General features: G+C 60.6%; 20 protein-coding genes, 1 tRNA gene and 2 pseudogenes. 9 read left to right on the top strand and 14 right to left on the bottom strand.

Features of this window, described 5'->3' with window-relative positions; genetic code table 11:
* Positions 1–185: pseudogene (locus L6637_RS38475) on the bottom strand (IS110 family transposase); the annotation flags it as partial.
* 96 nt (positions 186–281) lie between these two features.
* On the opposite strand from L6637_RS38475, the gene tnpB reads away from it, so the two are divergent.
* The 4 genes from tnpB to L6637_RS43055 all read left to right on the top strand — a co-directional run bounded on the left by tnpB (position 282) and on the right by L6637_RS43055 (position 2,291).
* Positions 282–674, top strand: a complete 393-nt coding sequence (tnpB, locus tag L6637_RS38470) for an IS66 family insertion sequence element accessory protein TnpB (protein ID WP_237874028.1) — start codon at positions 282–284, stop codon at positions 672–674.
* A gap of 432 nt (positions 675–1,106) precedes the next feature.
* The gene (locus L6637_RS38465) at positions 1,107–1,451 is read left to right on the top strand and encodes a hypothetical protein (protein ID WP_237874026.1); all 345 of its coding nucleotides are present in this window, start codon (positions 1,107–1,109) and stop codon (positions 1,449–1,451) included.
* Between the two features lie 88 nt (positions 1,452–1,539).
* Entirely contained in the window at positions 1,540–1,764 is a 225-nt protein-coding gene (locus L6637_RS42880; protein WP_377803214.1) for an IS66 family transposase, read from the top strand.
* 92 nt (positions 1,765–1,856) lie between these two features.
* Positions 1,857–2,291 (top strand): hypothetical protein, encoded by a 435-nt coding sequence (locus L6637_RS43055; RefSeq protein WP_477021267.1) that lies wholly within the window; start codon positions 1,857–1,859, stop codon positions 2,289–2,291.
* A gap of 318 nt (positions 2,292–2,609) precedes the next feature.
* Here L6637_RS43055 and L6637_RS38455 read toward each other — a convergent pair whose 3' ends face one another.
* Both L6637_RS38455 and L6637_RS38450 read right to left on the bottom strand, forming a co-directional pair.
* A complete protein-coding gene (locus L6637_RS38455; RefSeq protein WP_237874025.1) occupies positions 2,610–2,828 on the bottom strand; it encodes a hypothetical protein in 219 nt (72 codons plus the stop codon).
* Positions 2,829–2,949: 121 nt separating this feature from the next.
* The gene (locus L6637_RS38450) at positions 2,950–3,228 is read right to left on the bottom strand and encodes a DUF2285 domain-containing protein (protein ID WP_249802198.1); all 279 of its coding nucleotides are present in this window, start codon (positions 3,226–3,228) and stop codon (positions 2,950–2,952) included.
* A gap of 93 nt (positions 3,229–3,321) precedes the next feature.
* Between L6637_RS38450 and L6637_RS38445 the strand changes: the two genes are divergently transcribed.
* Positions 3,322–3,552 (top strand): helix-turn-helix domain-containing protein, encoded by a 231-nt coding sequence (locus L6637_RS38445; protein WP_237874024.1) that lies wholly within the window; start codon positions 3,322–3,324, stop codon positions 3,550–3,552.
* Positions 3,553–4,051: 499 nt separating this feature from the next.
* Positions 4,052–4,434 (top strand): annotated as a pseudogene (locus L6637_RS38440) (transposase); the annotation flags it as partial.
* 410 nt (positions 4,435–4,844) lie between these two features.
* Here the strand turns inward: L6637_RS38440 and L6637_RS38435 are convergent.
* A tRNA-Met gene (locus L6637_RS38435) sits at positions 4,845–4,900 on the bottom strand.
* A gap of 341 nt (positions 4,901–5,241) precedes the next feature.
* Here L6637_RS38435 and L6637_RS38430 point away from each other — a divergent pair.
* Positions 5,242–6,438, top strand: a complete 1,197-nt coding sequence (locus L6637_RS38430) for an IS256 family transposase (RefSeq protein ID WP_237874023.1) — start codon at positions 5,242–5,244, stop codon at positions 6,436–6,438.
* A 739-nt stretch (positions 6,439–7,177) separates the two neighbouring features.
* Here L6637_RS38430 and gspG read toward each other — a convergent pair.
* Positions 7,178–7,594: a type II secretion system major pseudopilin GspG gene (gspG, locus tag L6637_RS38425; protein ID WP_237874022.1), complete on the bottom strand. Its 417-nt coding sequence runs from the start codon at positions 7,592–7,594 to the stop codon at positions 7,178–7,180.
* Between the two features lie 379 nt (positions 7,595–7,973).
* Between gspG and L6637_RS38420 the strand changes: the two genes are divergently transcribed.
* Positions 7,974–8,150, top strand: a complete 177-nt coding sequence (locus tag L6637_RS38420) for a hypothetical protein (RefSeq protein ID WP_237874021.1) — start codon at positions 7,974–7,976, stop codon at positions 8,148–8,150.
* Between the two features lie 105 nt (positions 8,151–8,255).
* Here L6637_RS38420 and L6637_RS38415 read toward each other — a convergent pair whose 3' ends face one another.
* Positions 8,256–8,624: a hypothetical protein gene (locus L6637_RS38415; protein ID WP_237874020.1), complete on the bottom strand. Its 369-nt coding sequence runs from the start codon at positions 8,622–8,624 to the stop codon at positions 8,256–8,258.
* Between the two features lie 216 nt (positions 8,625–8,840).
* Here L6637_RS38415 and L6637_RS38410 point away from each other — a divergent pair, with 216 nt between their 5' ends.
* Positions 8,841–9,242, top strand: a complete 402-nt coding sequence (locus L6637_RS38410; RefSeq protein WP_237874019.1) for a hypothetical protein — start codon at positions 8,841–8,843, stop codon at positions 9,240–9,242.
* 24 nt (positions 9,243–9,266) lie between these two features.
* Here the strand turns inward: L6637_RS38410 and L6637_RS38405 are convergent, their stop codons facing one another.
* The 8 genes from L6637_RS38405 to L6637_RS38370 form a co-directional block, all read right to left on the bottom strand.
* Positions 9,267–9,896, bottom strand: a complete 630-nt coding sequence (locus tag L6637_RS38405) for a prepilin peptidase (RefSeq protein ID WP_237874017.1) — start codon at positions 9,894–9,896, stop codon at positions 9,267–9,269.
* Positions 9,893–10,414 (bottom strand): hypothetical protein, encoded by a 522-nt coding sequence (locus L6637_RS38400; protein ID WP_237874016.1) that lies wholly within the window; start codon positions 10,412–10,414, stop codon positions 9,893–9,895. Before L6637_RS38400 ends, L6637_RS38405 begins: the two co-directional genes overlap by 4 nt.
* 86 nt (positions 10,415–10,500) lie before the next feature.
* Positions 10,501–11,058: a type II secretion system protein GspM gene (gene gspM, locus L6637_RS38395; protein ID WP_237874015.1), complete on the bottom strand. Its 558-nt coding sequence runs from the start codon at positions 11,056–11,058 to the stop codon at positions 10,501–10,503.
* Positions 11,059–11,099: 41 nt separating this feature from the next.
* Complete coding sequence (locus tag L6637_RS38390; RefSeq protein ID WP_237874014.1) at positions 11,100–12,218, bottom strand: PilN domain-containing protein; 1,119 nt, start codon at positions 12,216–12,218, stop codon at positions 11,100–11,102.
* A 93-nt stretch (positions 12,219–12,311) separates the two neighbouring features.
* The gene (locus tag L6637_RS38385) at positions 12,312–12,920 is read right to left on the bottom strand and encodes a prepilin-type N-terminal cleavage/methylation domain-containing protein (RefSeq protein WP_237874013.1); all 609 of its coding nucleotides are present in this window, start codon (positions 12,918–12,920) and stop codon (positions 12,312–12,314) included.
* A gap of 23 nt (positions 12,921–12,943) precedes the next feature.
* The gene (locus L6637_RS38380) at positions 12,944–13,393 is read right to left on the bottom strand and encodes a type IV pilus modification PilV family protein (RefSeq protein WP_237874012.1); all 450 of its coding nucleotides are present in this window, start codon (positions 13,391–13,393) and stop codon (positions 12,944–12,946) included.
* Complete coding sequence (locus L6637_RS38375) at positions 13,390–13,827, bottom strand: GspH/FimT family pseudopilin (protein ID WP_271605601.1); 438 nt, start codon at positions 13,825–13,827, stop codon at positions 13,390–13,392. The genes L6637_RS38380 and L6637_RS38375 overlap by 4 nt, the downstream gene beginning before the upstream one ends.
* A complete protein-coding gene (locus L6637_RS38370; RefSeq protein WP_237874008.1) occupies positions 13,824–15,068 on the bottom strand; it encodes a type II secretion system F family protein in 1,245 nt (414 codons plus the stop codon). The genes L6637_RS38375 and L6637_RS38370 overlap by 4 nt, the downstream gene beginning before the upstream one ends.
* Between the last annotated feature and the right edge of the window lie 9 nt (positions 15,069–15,077).

The following is a 15,077-nucleotide window of genomic DNA, read 5'->3' as shown; positions in this document are numbered from 1 at the left end:
CAGGGCGACAGCGAGCCCGCCTCGTGACCGAGCCGCCGCAAGCGGCCAAGATACGGCGCAAGCGCCGCCTTGATCGTCTCCGGATCGGTCACCACCGCCGTCTCCAGCACCACCTTGCCGGTGTCGTCCACCAAACACATTGCCGTCTCGTCCATGCCGACATCCAGACCACAGAAGTATTCCATCACACGCCTCCCGCGTTGCTGAGGCCGTGCAGTTTGCCGGTTATTCAGCGCGCAGACCACTTGCTCGGCCGCCTCAACTCCCGGAGCAGACTGATTATGCCTGTCGTGGAATTAGACGATGGGCGTCGCGTCTTCGCACCACCCGGGAGCGAGCCGGATGCAGTCCGTTGCCACATCATTGAGCAGGAGACACCCGATGATAATCGTGCCGACCGGCGTGAAAGTGCATCGGCTTTGAGCTATACCGACAAGCGGAAGAGCGTGAATGGCCTGGCCGCGCTCGTTCAGGAACACCTGAAGAAAGATACAATCTCCAGCCACTCGTTTGCCTTCCGAAGCAAGAAGGCGAACACGCTGAAGATCCGGTACTGGGACGGCAACGGGCTTTGCTGTTCAGCAAGAGGCTCGATCAAAGGCGCCCATCTGGCCAAGAATGAGCGATCCCGGCGGCACGGTGACGCTGTCTCAGCGCACAGCCTGCCATGCTGATCGAAGGCACGACTGGCGCACCCAGAGCGTCGTGGCGCCCCGCATTCGCCGGCTGAGAGATTGCACAAACCCAGTAGGATACAGGGCATCCGCTTCGTCGAGTCAGTAGACTCGGTGATGCAGTTCGACCTCGAAAATCGGCCTTGCGATTCCGCACTTCTGCGGCGTTCGATCATCAAAAGGCTGCAGCGAATGCAGTTAGGAAGCTCCGAGCACATGGACTCCGACCAGCTCGCACTCGCCCTGGAGATATCGACAGCGATGCCCCGCCTCGAGGAAGGGCAATTACAAGGCCTCCCGGAAGCGGATGCAGCCACGACGTAGAGCTTTGCCGGATCATCTGCCGCACGACAACGTTAGGCTCGAGGTTCGAGAGCGAGGTTTGTAGTTGTTGCCGGTATTCTTCACCTGGTCGGCGAGAGCGTCAGCAAGATGCTGGACTGGCTACCGGATCAGCTTCGTGTCGTGCGGCTCACGCATCCCAAATACACCGCTCGAGCCCTGCAACAAGGTGATGCAAACGGCCGCACCGGAACGGGTGCTAGCTGGTGGCTTGCAACGCCGGTGCTGCTCGCGTGTAATCAGCAAATACTGCGATCTTCTGTTCTATTGACAGCTGCAGATTCTCGACTATTGCGGTGTCGATCTCTGCCGTCCGACGCTCGCTGGCTGGTCGGCGGTGCATGCTGGACCCTCGAGGGGCTGCGCGAAAGCCAGTGCAAGACGGTGTTCGGCGCCAGATTCATCTGTTCGCTGATGACATGCCGATCCCCCTGATCGATCTCGGCCGCGGACGAAGCAAACGGGGCGCCCGTGGGGTCTCCATCCGCCATGGGGTGGACCTGCACCTCAGGCTGCAATCTATTTGTCGCCGCAGACCGCAAGGCGGAGCGTTCCAGTCGCGCATATTGCGGACTTCAGAGGCATCCTGCTTGTCGGCGGATATGCAGGCTTCGGGCAGCTGGCCGACAAGGAGAGCAGCGCTCACGCCGCGTGCTGGAGCCACTCGCGGCGCAAGTTTTACGACGTAGCTGAGGCTAGCGGATCGCCTGTGGCAACACTTGCCTTGCGCCGGATCGGCGAACTCTAAGTGATTGAAAGACACGGATCCGCGGAAATCGCCTGCTCAGTGGCTTGCTGAACGCGGGACATTTCTAAACCAATTGTTGATGCTATGTATGTTTGGCTGATGCGCAGCTCTGGCTCGCGTCGGGTCGCAGCACGCTGGCCGCGGCAATCCGCTATGCGCTCTCGCGCTGGGATTCCCGCATGATGGCCGCGTCGAGCTCGACACCAATTCCGTCCAACGCACAATCCGTTCGGCCGCGCTCGGCCGTAAGAAGCACCTGTTCGTCGGCAGCGACGGCGGTGAGCATCGCTGGGCCATGGCTTTCGGCCATCCCGATCGAATTGGCGCAATTACTCTTTGCGTGTGGGGCGCAACAGACTGTTAATACTCCCGCGCACCCATGCGGCGCCTTTCTGCACTACGGGATGGTTCGGCTTCTCCGCGACGAGATGATGGGTGCCTCCAGCGTCGTGGGCATCGAGTCAACGAAGAGCCACGCTCAGGCGCCCGCGTCCTTGGTTGGTAAGCTCGCGAAACGCCTGATCTGAGGGGGGCAGCGCCTGTAGCACGCCTTAGCCATGCTGCGTAAGCCCTTGCGTCGAAGTCGTTGTCGAAAAGTCGTTCGGCGACGTAGTCGGTACCGAAACGCGGCGGTTTCCTCGGCCGAACGCGGTGGTTAACGGCGCCGATGCGCAGCACCGCGTTCCAACCATCACCGTGCTCGGCGCACTCGCCCTGCGATAAATACAAGCAGAAGCGGGGATGCACTTGTCTGATCGAGAGGTAATGATGCTAGCGCAATCGGGACTACTGTCGGCAAAACCTCGGTGCTCGATAGATGGTCTCTTCCTGTAGACCGCCGCAGGTCATGGGGAAAGCAGATGCCCCAACCTTTTGAATTCTGGCGTCTTGTGACTACCCGGGTCGACGGCGATCATCGTCTCATGATGGCGTTGATAATCCTTGATGCGACCAAGACATTCCCGGGCGATGTCGATGATTTCCGCCCCTTGGAGGCTTTCGGTAGGACTCCGGAGAACGGCGATCGGACCTAAGCTTGATTTTAAGGCCATTGCGGGCAGCAACTAAGATCTCCGCAATAGTTGCTACCGCTGCGATAGGAATTCTCGATTTAAACCACGTGGCTGACCACTTCTCGGCGGGAGAAAGAATTTGCAGTTTGATCGATTATACGATGGCTTCATTCTAGTTCCGCGTCTCACCTCGCAATAAACGTCCCCGCTCGGTCATCCACTTGGCGCGGGCGAGATGGCTTAAATATGCATTTCGTGCACGCTTCGGCTCACACAACGGATCGATGTGCAGCACGACGCGAGCCACATCTTCCCAACTTGCGCCCTCGCCTTCAGCCTGAAGAAGACGAACGTAAGTTATGACGTGCTGCTCATCGTATGAGGTCAGTCCAGGCTCCGTTGGAGCCAGGTCACTCACGTCAGGATCGAGCGGCAGCGTTTGCACAATCATTTATCTGAAGACTCATCGCAGCTTGCCGTTGTAACGGCGCTTTGTTAAGTATATCGAGGTGCAATATGCTAGGCAAGCGGCATCCTCTCCCGCATGGATTTGCGCGAGACATTTGCCACAAACTTGCGTCGTCTACGCAATGGAAAAGGATGGTCTCAAGACGAGCTCGCTTTGGAAGCGAAGATAAGTCGGAGTTATTTGAGCCAGTTGGAGAAGGGCGTCTATTACGTCAGCATCAAGGTCATTGGTCGCCTAGCCGATAAATTGGATGTCGAACCCGATGAGTTTTTGAAGAGGGCTCCAAAGAGAGCTCGCGCCAAATAGGTGTGGCTTCGCCGTTAAGGCGGACCGAAGTGATGCAGGCCACGAAGATCGATCAGTTAGTATACCGTCGTTCTGGAGTTGCCAGATTGGTGGCTCCTCGTAGGGTTTAAGAACGAAACACCGTGTAGCCTTGGCTATCTGGCTTGAGGAAATCACCCGCTCCGTCGATTGCTTTGCTTAGCCTGCGAATTCACGATGAGTGCCTTGATGGCGCGTTTCCGCGCGCGAAGAAAGGGCTCGACAATGGATTGGAAGGGCCGCCAGTGCCGCCGCCCCGTCGGCAAAGGTTTGCGCGAAAATTTTCGAATGTCGGATGGCGAACTCGTGCGAAAAGCGATCGTGCCCTGGTGATTGTAGCTCCGTATAGCAAAGCCGCCCGTGCGCGCGCCCTCAATAGCGCCGTAGCGGGCGGGTGGCTTTGCCGAGTTCACCGACAGCTCTCAAGTAGGATCGGGTTGCGACACGCAAACGCGATCGAGAAACCACCGAGACCGACAATATGATGAACCTGCGCACGCTCGTGGGGAAGACCCTGATGCGGATCTGTTCGGCGAAATGATCGGCTTTGCCGCCGAGCGCCTGATGCAGCAGGAAGTCGAAAGCCAGACCGGGCGGCTACGGCGCGAAGAACGCGGAGCATCCGGCCCAGCGCAACGGTTATCAGGACAGAGTCTCGTAGACCCGCGCCAGCGCAGTCGAACTTCGTATTCCCAAACTTCTCAAGGGCTCCTACTTCCTGGGTATCTTCAGCCACGCCGCATGGCCGAGAAGGCGCTCACGGCCATGGTGCGGGAAGCCTATGTGCAGGCGTCGCGACCAGCTCGGTGGAATTTGGCGCAGGCAGTAGGGATGATCAGCATTTCGAGGAGCCAGGTGAGCCGACCTGGAGACACAACCCGAAGAGCCACATGAGGACGGCGAGGAAGGGTTGAAATTCGTCGCCTGGAAAACGAAGCAAGAAATCCCGCAAGATGATTGAATGAGGAATCGCGAACCAATTGTCAGAAGCTCTGGCAAGAACTACGACCGGCGACCTCACCTGGTGGGTATCTGCCCTGGGAGTTTCATTCACTAGCGCACGATGCGGCAACAAGATGCGCCAATGGTGTAACGCTGCAACGCCGCCGCAGTGTCGCGCTCACACGCTCCGAAAAGCTGCGGCTGTGACTAATGGCCGAGAATGGAGCACGCAAGCGGGTCATTGCCGCGGATGCCTTCCGCCGCTCGAAAGACTGCCGAGACTGGACATGTCTAGCAGGAAGGCCCGAAGAGCAAGCGAGACTAAAAGAAAAGGCAGGACTCGAACCTGCAACCAGACCGTTATGAGCGGCCGCCTTCCAGCGGCGCTCGCTGATTTTATTGCGCATTCGTTCGGGTTAGACCGCATTTTTGACTGCTCGCTCGGGCTATTTTGCTGCAAAACTGGTGCGCTTAAGGTCCCGACGTTAAAGCGCGTGACAGAATGCGTGCCCTGCGCATATGCCACTACCCCGGCGCGTCATCGCCGCGTCGGTGCCCGATGTGCGATCGGAGGTCGTGTTCCCGGCGGTGGTGAAGCTCGGTAGAGCAAAGCCGCCCTGACGCGCGCCCCCAAATAGTGCCGTAGCGGGCGGGCCGCTTTGCGGTGGTCACCGGCAATTCGTCGGTAGGATCGGGTTGCGACACGCCAACGCAACCGAGGAACCACCGATGACCGACGACATGATGAACCTCCGCACGCTCGTGGAGAAGACCCCTGATGCCGATCTGTTGCGCGAGATGATCGGCTTTGCCGCCCAGCGGCTGATGGAGCTCGAAGTGGAAGGCCAGACCGGGGCGGCCTATGGAGAGAAGAACCCGGAGCGTTTGGCCCAGCGCAATGGCTACCGCGACTGGATCTCGGAGACCCGTGCCGGCACGGTCGAGCTGCGCATCCCCAAGCTGCGCAAGGGCTCCTACTTCCCGGGCTTCCTGGAGCCGCGCCGCATGGCCGAGAAGGCGCTCACCGCTGTGGTGCAGGAAGCCTATGTGCAGGGCGTCTCGCCCCGCTCGGTCGACGACCTGGTGCAGGCGATGGGCATGACCGGCATCTCCAGGAGCCAGGTCTCGCGGCTGTGCGCGGAGATCGACGACAAGGTGAAGGCGTTCCTCGCCCGGCCGATCGAGGGCAATTGGCCGCTGTGGATCGACGCCACCTATGTGAAGGTGCGCCAGCAGGGGCGCATCGTGTCGATCGCGGTGATCGTCGCGGTCGGCGTCAACAGCGATGGCCGGCGCGAGGTTCTCGGCATGGACGTCGGGCCCTCCGAGGCCGAGACGTTCTGGACGGCATTCCTGCGCAAGCTCGCCCGCCGCAGCCTGCGCGGCGTCAAGCTCGTCGTCTCCGACGCCCACGAAGGCATCAAGGCCAACGTGGCCGAGGTGCTCAACGCCACTTGGCAACGTTGCCGCGTCCACTTCATACGCAACGCGCTGGCGCACGCCGGCAAGAGCGGGCGGCGCGTTGTGTCCGCCTTCATTGCTACAGCGTTTGCCCAGGACGATGCCGGGGCCGCACGAAGCCAATGGCGCAAGGTCGCCGACCTGCTCCGTCCCAAGCTGCCCAAGCTTGCTGGCTTCCTCGACGAGGCCGAGACCGATGTACTGGCCTATATGACGTTCCCGCCGCAGCATCGAACCAAGCTGCACTCGACCAACCCGATCGAGCGCCTCAACGGCGAGATCAAGCGGCGCACCGAGGTGGTTGGCATCTTCCCCAACGAGGACGCCACCGTCCGCCTCATCGGTGCGATCCTGCTCGAGCAGAACGATGAATGGGCCGTCCAGCGCGCCCGTTACATGACGCTAGAAACCATCGCGCCCTTGAGCGATGATCCAACCGTCAGCCTTCCGGCCATCGCCAGCTGAATCAGCCCGGCCCATGCCGGCGAACGCGGTGACCCGCCGCCAGCTACACCACGCGCAGGGACACGATCCGATCGGAGCATCTCGCAAGTTAAATGGCGGTGACCGATCGTCTTCTCCGAGCCGACAGAAGACATGATCGGTAAGGTTGACCGGTTAGGTTAAATTACAGGTCCAGTTGCCTAGGCTGCGAACCTCGCTATTGGTTCCTTATGGGCAACAAGCAATCCAAGCCTTCAACAAGTCGGTCGCCGATGGCGGCGCTCAGTCGCATGCGCGAGGAAGTGCTCAGGCTGAGGCGGGAGCTCGAACTCGAACAAGCCCGAGCCGATGCGATTGCAGCTCAGCGACACGATGATTTGAGACAGACCAAATAGGCCGGCGCTCCCCCCGGCACGATCGCAGATTAGTCCTGCCTCTCGGGAGTCTTTTTGTCGTCGCCCCTTCGCATCGCGCAGACAACTCTGTGGGCCAAGACCGCATGATCGGCGCCATCCCGGTCTGACGTATTCCCATCGCTTGCCGGCGCTCGCAGTCCCAAACGTTCGGAAAAAGATTTGAGGGTCAGCTTCGGCTTGAGGCGCACACCACCACGGCGCAAAAAGAACATGGGTGTAATCTCATGGAAAAAGCCAAGTTTAATGGCTGCGACGCAGCCGTCAATCCAGTCGAGCGTTCAAAAGAAGATTATCGTCAGCTCCGCTTTCAGCGAATGAAGGTGCGTTGAGCCAGCTCCATCGTCTCACCCATTGTCTGCCCAAGCACGGTTGGCGCTCGCTGCGGAGGCAGGCTTCTTGGTCCCCTTACCCGTCGGCCCGAGCGAGTAGACATTGTATTCGCCCTGCTCCGAGACGGCGTATTGATAGGGCCGTCCCCACGGATCGAGCAAAGTCTTGGCGTTCTTCAAATAGGGACCATTCCAGCGAGGCGCTTCCGGCGTTGCTTCAACCAAGGCCCTTAATCCAGCGCTCGCGCTCGGATAGGAGCCATTTTCCACATAGTACATCTCGAGCGCCGTGTTGATGTTCTCGATCTGGAGCTGTGCGGACTGAGTCTTCGCCTTTCCGAAATAGCCCATCACTTGCGGCGTTGCCATCGCGGTAAGGGCGGCAAGGATGCCCATCACGACGAGCAGCTCAAGCAAGGTATAGCCGGCCATCCCAGGCCGGCGCCTTCCAAGACGAAGCTTCCTGATGCGCTGTGGCGCGGAAGATCTTTTCGTGTCGACGCTCATAAATGCCCCCAAGCAGGTAACCTTGCACTTCGGGGTATCCTCATCACGCCTCGTGTTCACCGGGTTAATGGAATCGACGACTTCGAGCCAGTCTGAATACGGCCGTAGAAAAACGGTGAGAATGCATAGCCACACGAAAGCCGGGTGTTAAGCTTTTCGGCAAGTTAATGCCGCTCATGAACCAAGGGGATCGGCCGTCAAGCTTAACCGGCGAGTTCATTTGTATCGAAATCCGGCTGCTCCTATAGATCTGCTCCATAGATCGAAAAAGCCGAAGTTCGTTATTTTAGCGGGAGAATTCGACTTGCAGCGCATCAATATATCCAAGAGCATTGCACGCGACCCGATCGAGAAATCGTTGTGTTTGCGCTATGAAGAGGTTCTCGCGCTCCGCGAGGCCGTACGGAAGGCGAGTTCGACGTCGACGATGAAGAGGCTAAGGCGCAGCGGCAACAAAAAGGCGGGTGTAAACAGCAAGTGAGGGTTGGAGTTCGCGCGCTGCTTTGACCGATACTGGTGACGCGTTCCCAGTGACCATCGGCTAATGCGCGGTCACGTCCCGATCCTTCTGCGCACAAACCCCATATCAATTGCAGCGATTGAGGCTGCGCAACCGCGGACCGTCGAACCAAATCAGACGACATCGCGTCACGTCGGGTGAGCCATAGGAATCACGCGCCCACCGTCCATAGATCGCGTATTCACCGTAGCCGAATGGATAGTCGTAACTGTCATCCAGCCTGCTGTAGACGTAACTTGGGACGGGATAGGAGAGGTCTGGCGTCACCAAGGTCACCACAGGGGGCGCGATCCGTGCAAGGCGCGCATAATATCCGTATGCGCTGTGCCAATGCGGCTTGCGATAGAGTCTCGCACCGTCGCCCGCTTCGACAATGGAAGGAGAGAGCATCGCCATGATCGCGACAGCGGCTCCAGTAAATATCGTGGCTTTCATCGATCTCCTCGCTCCGTTCGCCCTCCCCTTTGGCGCAACGATGAGCAGTCTACCCCACTCTCGGGCGAGGCGAGTACTGCTCGCCGGTGACGTGGTTAAGCCTTCGAGCGCGCCGCGACCAATAGAGGCCGGTTAACGCCGGGAGCCCAATGCTGGGACCGGATTCCCGCCGCGAAAACTATGGACGCTTCGGGCTTTGCCCTGCATAAGCGAGGAATGACTAGATCGATTATCACAACCGCGCTTACCATTGCCGCCTGGGCCGCGGTGTCCCTGATTGGTTATGCCACGCTGACCAAGGTGCAGTTCATCTATATGGTCTATGGCACGGTCAGACCGTTCCTTTTCGGGGTAGATATCCCGACGTGGGCGCATTTGGAGCACGCCGTCGCCTTTCTGACACTCGGTACCCTGTTCGCATTGGCCTACCCTCGGCGCACGCTGATGGTTTGCGTGATCGTGATCGGAAGCGCCATTATCTTCGAGTTACTTCAGACATTGACCCCCGATCGCCACGGCACCGTCTTCGACGCGTCTGAGAAGATCGTCGCAGGCTGCGCGGGCATTGCCGCGGTCAGACTCGCTCAGTTCATGTTGACGGCTAAGAAGGAGGGGTGACCAAAGCGCACATCCAACGGGCGCCTATCCCAGCACATAGCTCATCGGATCGAACACCCACGCGAGCCAAAGTCCCACGGCGAGATGGGGGCCGAACGGAATGGCATGCCGGCCATCGACTTCATAGCGTGCCGATCTGAGCAAAAAAGCGCTGGCGAGCGCCGAGACGACTGCGATCAGGAGCAGTGCAGGAAGGGAGCGCAGGCCGATCCAAAACGTAGCGGCAGCAAGGAATTTTACGTCACCAAAGCCAAGCCCATCATAGCCTCGAACCCACCGATAGACCGCGCGAAAAGCGGCCATCGCGATCGCAACGATGACGACTTCCGCGATGCGGTACATGACCTCATCCGGATCCAGAAGAAAGACCCCCGCCAAACCGCAGGCAGCCATCGCGCCGACAAGCTTGTTCGGGATGATGCCAAAACGAGCATCAATTGCGCAGATGGCCGCCAAGAGGGAGGCGAGCGCAACGGACAGTGCGAAATAGGCAATCCGCTTCTGGTCGACTTGACCGCTCAGGAGGACCCAGAACAATCCGAAGACCAGGAGCCAGACGACAAGCACCTGGTCCTGGTAGGGCTCGCGGCAAACCAGAGAGCGCGTCAGGTAGTGGCCGGTGCGCGTCGCCGTTTTGCGAAGCTCCGCGATCATTTCAGGACGGTCAGCGGTAGACTTTGCCGTTCACCGTCGGCCTCGAGCACAATCACGTTCGGCTTGACCTCAGAGAGCCGCCAGCCCGACCATTGCTCATTCAATGCGATCCAAATCCCCACCGGGTTCTCCGATGAGGTCAGGAACGCCTTGGCTCGCTCGCCGTCCATGAAGACGCCCCTGAGCGCGACGCTGGGGTCGAGCATCATCCGGGTCGGCGCCACTGCCTCGGCGGTCGCCGGAGCCGGCGTGGTCGGTAGGCTCTGGCGATTTCTGGAGAACAGCGGCCGCTGCAGGATATTCTCATAGCTCCCGATCCGGCTTTCCTGGCGTGCTGGGGCCGCTGTTCCCCGGCCCTCCCACGTCGACTGGCTGGCGACGGCAATCTCCAAAGCGATGATGGTCGCGACCGGCGTCACGACGGCAACGCCGATCAACGCGACAAGTCCGATCAACAGGCCCCGCCTTGGCGGGGTGATTGCCATCAGCTCGCGACGGCTCGGAAAATCGTTGCGCAAGAACAATCGCAAGGCCACCGACTCGATCAGTTGGCGCGGCGCGGGGATCTCTCGCAAGAGCTGCCTGGCTTGGAATGGCGTTCCGCTCATTGGCTTGCCGCCCTTGCGGCCTCGCCGGGCCGGTTCTCGCTCAGTAGCGGGCCTGTCGGCGGGCCTCCCGGATTGCGCAGGGCACCCTCGATCGTCAGGCTTACCCTCATCCGACTGTCGTCGCCATCGCCAAGCGAACGCAGCGAGAAATCCGTAATGAAGAGAAATGGCGTCTGTGTCTCGACGGAGGAGATAAGCTCCCGCACCCCGGCAGACGCTCCTTCGAGCTCGAGCCGTACAGGGATTGCACGCCATTGCGCCGCCTGCCGGCCCGGCAGTCCGCGAATGGTTTGGATCACGAGACCCCTGGCGCTTGCTAGAGCCTGCAGGCTCGCCTGAAGATCGGCGCTAGCTACCCGCTCTTCCGCCGCCGGCAAATAGGGATCAATATCAGCCGTTGTCGTTTTGGCGAGCCTTGCGGCCTCATTCGTAACTCGCTGAATCTGGGCGAGCTGTGCCGCATTGTCGAGAATGTCGTCATTACGCTCGCCAAAATGCGCAATGAGTGGCCCCAGGATCAGGATACCGATCGTCAGCACGATTGCGCCATTCAATCCCGCGAATCGGAGGCGCCGCTTGAGAAGCCCGTTGCTATTCATGACTCCGGCCTCTGCGCCATCTTGTTGGTACGCCCCTCCCCGATCTTGCGTACCTTCACCGTCATGCGGAAGCGGTCCTTCCGCTCATTTGCGTCCGGGGTAATCGGACCGGCGAGAGTTGCGCCGGCAAAAACCCGGGAGGCATCCAAGGCACGCACGAGCCGGGCAGCATCCGACGACAATCCCGCAAGGCTGACCACGGCTCCGGTAATCCGAAGTTCGGTGAGGAAGGTATGGTCCGGAATCAAGCGCGACAGTTCGTCCCAGATCGCCAGGCTACCCGGCTCGGCCTTGAGCGCGATGAGGCGAAGCGGAACGTCGGCGCCCTGTGATCTGTCCTGGACCCCCTGTTTGGCCTCGTAAAGCGCATCTTCGAGTTCGCCTGCACGGATCGATTGCCACGTTTCGACAGAAATTAAGGCAAGAGCGAAAGCTGCGACCAGCGCGATCGCTAGCGTGCGGATCGCGCGAAACGCCCATGGCGGATCCTCGCGCTGCCCGGCACCGAAAGTGACGACGCTGAGAGGCGTGCCGCTCGGCTGCTTCGCGGCGATGAAATCGATGTCCGAACTTGGCCAGCCGAGTCGGACAACCTCGGACTCCGCGCGATCCTTCGGAATGATCCAATGACGAAACTCCAGCACGTCCGCGCGCGGCGCTTCACCCACCGGCGTTGCACCATGCCAGATCTCCACTGGCTGGAACGGCGTGCGATGGACGATCTCCTGTGTCAGGATCCGCGTCAGGACACCGAGCTCCGACTGGGGCACCTTGAGCTCGCGCTGGAAGAAGCAATCGGCTGCCAGTGCGACGCCAATCTGCACAGCTTCACGCTCGCATCCCATTTCAGCAAGCCAGGCCTCGATCTGCGGACGACCAGGACTGCCAGCCGCGAACCGCTTCTCATGCACGCCCGATGGGGAGACCAGATGACCAGTCAAGGCGCCCTGCTCGTCCCATATGAACAGGCGAGTAGCCGTTTCCGCTTGCAGCAGATGCCGCCAGGCTTGCGGGGTGCATTCCCGCAGCTCGTTCAGCCACCAGCGCGCAAACTGTCGCCACGCCTTAGTCAGCGTGCCGAGCCGTTCGAACCGTGCCACCGTGACGTCGGTCATCGGTTTGTCTTCCCACCAATCCGAGCTGTCGATTCGGCGATCCTATTTACTAAATCTTTACGGGAGGTAACGCCGGTTCCGATCCGCGGGGAGTCAGGACCCCGGCTGATTGCGGAGGGCGACAATTGCCGCAGGGCCGTTCCGCCCCGGCTCCTCGAATTCGAAGCCGACCTCGACGAGCAGAGGCAGCCGCTCCGCCTTGATCCAGTCGTTGCGCCATGCCGGGTCGGCTTGCGCGCTGGATACGCCGAAATAGCGAAAGTGGACGCCGCGGAGACCTTTCAAGACAACCGTCGAGACCAGCGGCGACTTGCGCTCGCCATCTTTCGGCGCCCCGAAGACGTCGAGGATCAGTTCGCCGCCGGTGCGGCGAATGCGAATGTCCTGCAGACCTCCCGGCAGGGCGCGCCCCTCGCTCAGCGAGACGAAACGCATTCCCTCGCGCCCGCCCTCGAACAGAACACCCCCGCCCTGCAAAGGATTCGCCGTCGGCATCGCCGAGGCGATTAAGCAACGCAAGCTTTCGACTGCGGAGTTTGTTTCGATTTCCATGCCATTGCGACGATCCGCATCAAACGCCCGGATGGCTGTTGACAACCCACCAACGATAAAGCCCGTCAAGAGGGCCAAAAGTGCAAGCGAGACCACGAGCTCTATCAACGTGAGCCCACGTTCACCCTCGCGCCCGGCCGCCGCGCGCATCGTCCGGCAATGTCGCCGGCACCTCACTGCGCGGCTCCCTGAGCGAATTTCAGAGCCGCCAGTCTCGTCTCCAGTCCGCCCTCCGCCTGCACGACAATCTCGACCCATATCGGCACGATCTGAGACTGCGGCCCGGGCGTAGCGCCTTGCTGGCGCGCGTTTCGGAGATCTACGACCGTGGCAATCTCCTGCCAATGATACCGTCCGATGCGCCCCTCACGACGCCCGTTTTTTAGTGAAGTGGTCCTTCCTGCAGCTTCAAGCCTGGATTCGGCGATCCGGTCGAGGATGTGCTTGGTTTGAAGTTTGGCGTCGGAGCGCAGGGCTGCTGCGATGCCGGCGGTCAAAGCTCCTAGACCGATGGCAAGCACTGCGAATGCCACCAGCACTTCGATCAACGTGAACCCACGTTGACGCAACAGCCGGGCATTGCCGGTCGTCAGTCGGCTCCGAGTGAAGTGAGTCGGCATCATTCAATCCTCGGCTCACCAGTGAACCAGTTGACGATGATCCGTTCCTTTTGCCCCTTGTAGCTGAGCAGGATCTCGCCGCCGCTAGACTGACCATCCGGATAGAACCGCAGCCCGCCGACGCGGCCCCGCCGCTCGGTTTCCGCAACCGTCAGACCGATCTCCATCCCGCTGGGCAATTGGCGCATGGCGTCGACGACGCCGAAGCGCCCGTTCCGCGTATCCACGTCGACCACAATTTCTGCATTGCGGGCCCGCGCCCGGCTTCTGGCAAGCTGCAGCGTCGCCGCGATCGCGCGCGCCTCCGCACCGGTGCGCGCGGCTGCCGATCTCGGCTTGGCGGCTAGGACTGAAACGACGACGAGCGCCATGATCACAAGTACCACGAGCGTCTCGATTAGCGTGAACCCCGCCGAGCCGGCGTCAGAGTGCCTCATTGATAAGCCAGATTGTTGATGGAGAGGACCGCGCTCATCACCTGGAGTATGAGAGCCCCGACGAGACCGCCGATTCCTACCGTGAGGAGCGGCGTAAGCAGTCCGACGAGTTGCTCGATCTTGTCTTGGACTTCGGTTTCCAAATTGGCGGCAACGCGAGCCAGCATCTTTGCCAATTGGCCGGTCTCCTCACCAACCGCGACGAGGCGGATGGCGGCTGGAGGCAGCAAGCCAGCTCCGTCGAGAACCTGGCTCAACGCTTTTCCCTCCGGCACGCGACCGATCGCTTCTCCATAGCGAGCTTTAAGATGTCGGTTACCTACCAGGGATAGCGCTGTTTGCAGCGCCGTCATGAGCGGCACTCTTGCGTCGATCAGGCTGCCTAAGGCTCGGGCAAATAGTCCGGCTTCGCGACGCTGAATGACGGTACCGACGACCGGCAGGCGGCATTTGAGATGATCGACCTTCCTCATCATCGAAGCATCACCGGCGATCCTGCGGTAGAGGACCAGGCCGGCCGCGGTCAGCAGTCCGAGCCAGATCAGGAGCTTAGGCCAGCGCTCCGGGAGATCGGCGAGGGCCGCCAGAATGCCCGGCAGTGGCAGACCTGCATCGGAAAAGATCGGCAACAGATTCGGGATGAGCACCAGAACGATGACAGCGATCGATACCAGCGACATCATCAACAGGACGACGGGATAAACCAGAGCCGCGCGGATCTTGTTTCGGATCTCGACCCTTCGCGCCAGCATCTCGCTGATCTGCGTCAGCGCCTGGGAGGTTTTTCCTCCGGCTTCACCGCCAGCCAGGATGGCGACATAGTCGGCGGGAAACACTTCGGAGCGGCGCGCCATGGCCTCCGAAAGCTGGAGGCCGGCCAAGATATCCTTGAGCAGACCATTGGCGAGGCCAATCTGTTTGCGCGATGCTCCGGGACCGGCCAACACCCGAAACGACGCATCGACGGGCACTCCCGAGCTGACCAGCGACGCCAGCTCGGCCGTGAATGCAGACAGCTCCTTCAGTCCGATCCGTTCCGAGCGCATCCAGCCTCCTGCCGGTGCGTTCCCCTCGTCCGGATGCGCCTTCGCCGACGCACCATCTTCGCAGAGCGTCGTTTCCACCGGCGTAAGCCCGGAGCTGTAGAGCGCTTCGATCGCAGCCTCCAGCTCGTCGGCAACAATCTTCCCCGACGTGACGATGCCTTGGCTGGTGTAGGCGCGATACTGGAACGTGGACACCCAAAGCTC

It is taken from the genome of Bradyrhizobium zhengyangense (genome assembly GCF_022012435.1).
GTDB lineage: Bacteria > Pseudomonadota > Alphaproteobacteria > Rhizobiales > Xanthobacteraceae > Bradyrhizobium > Bradyrhizobium zhengyangense.
Note: the sequence above shows the minus strand (reverse complement) of the source record. Positions and strands in the feature narration are given on the sequence as shown.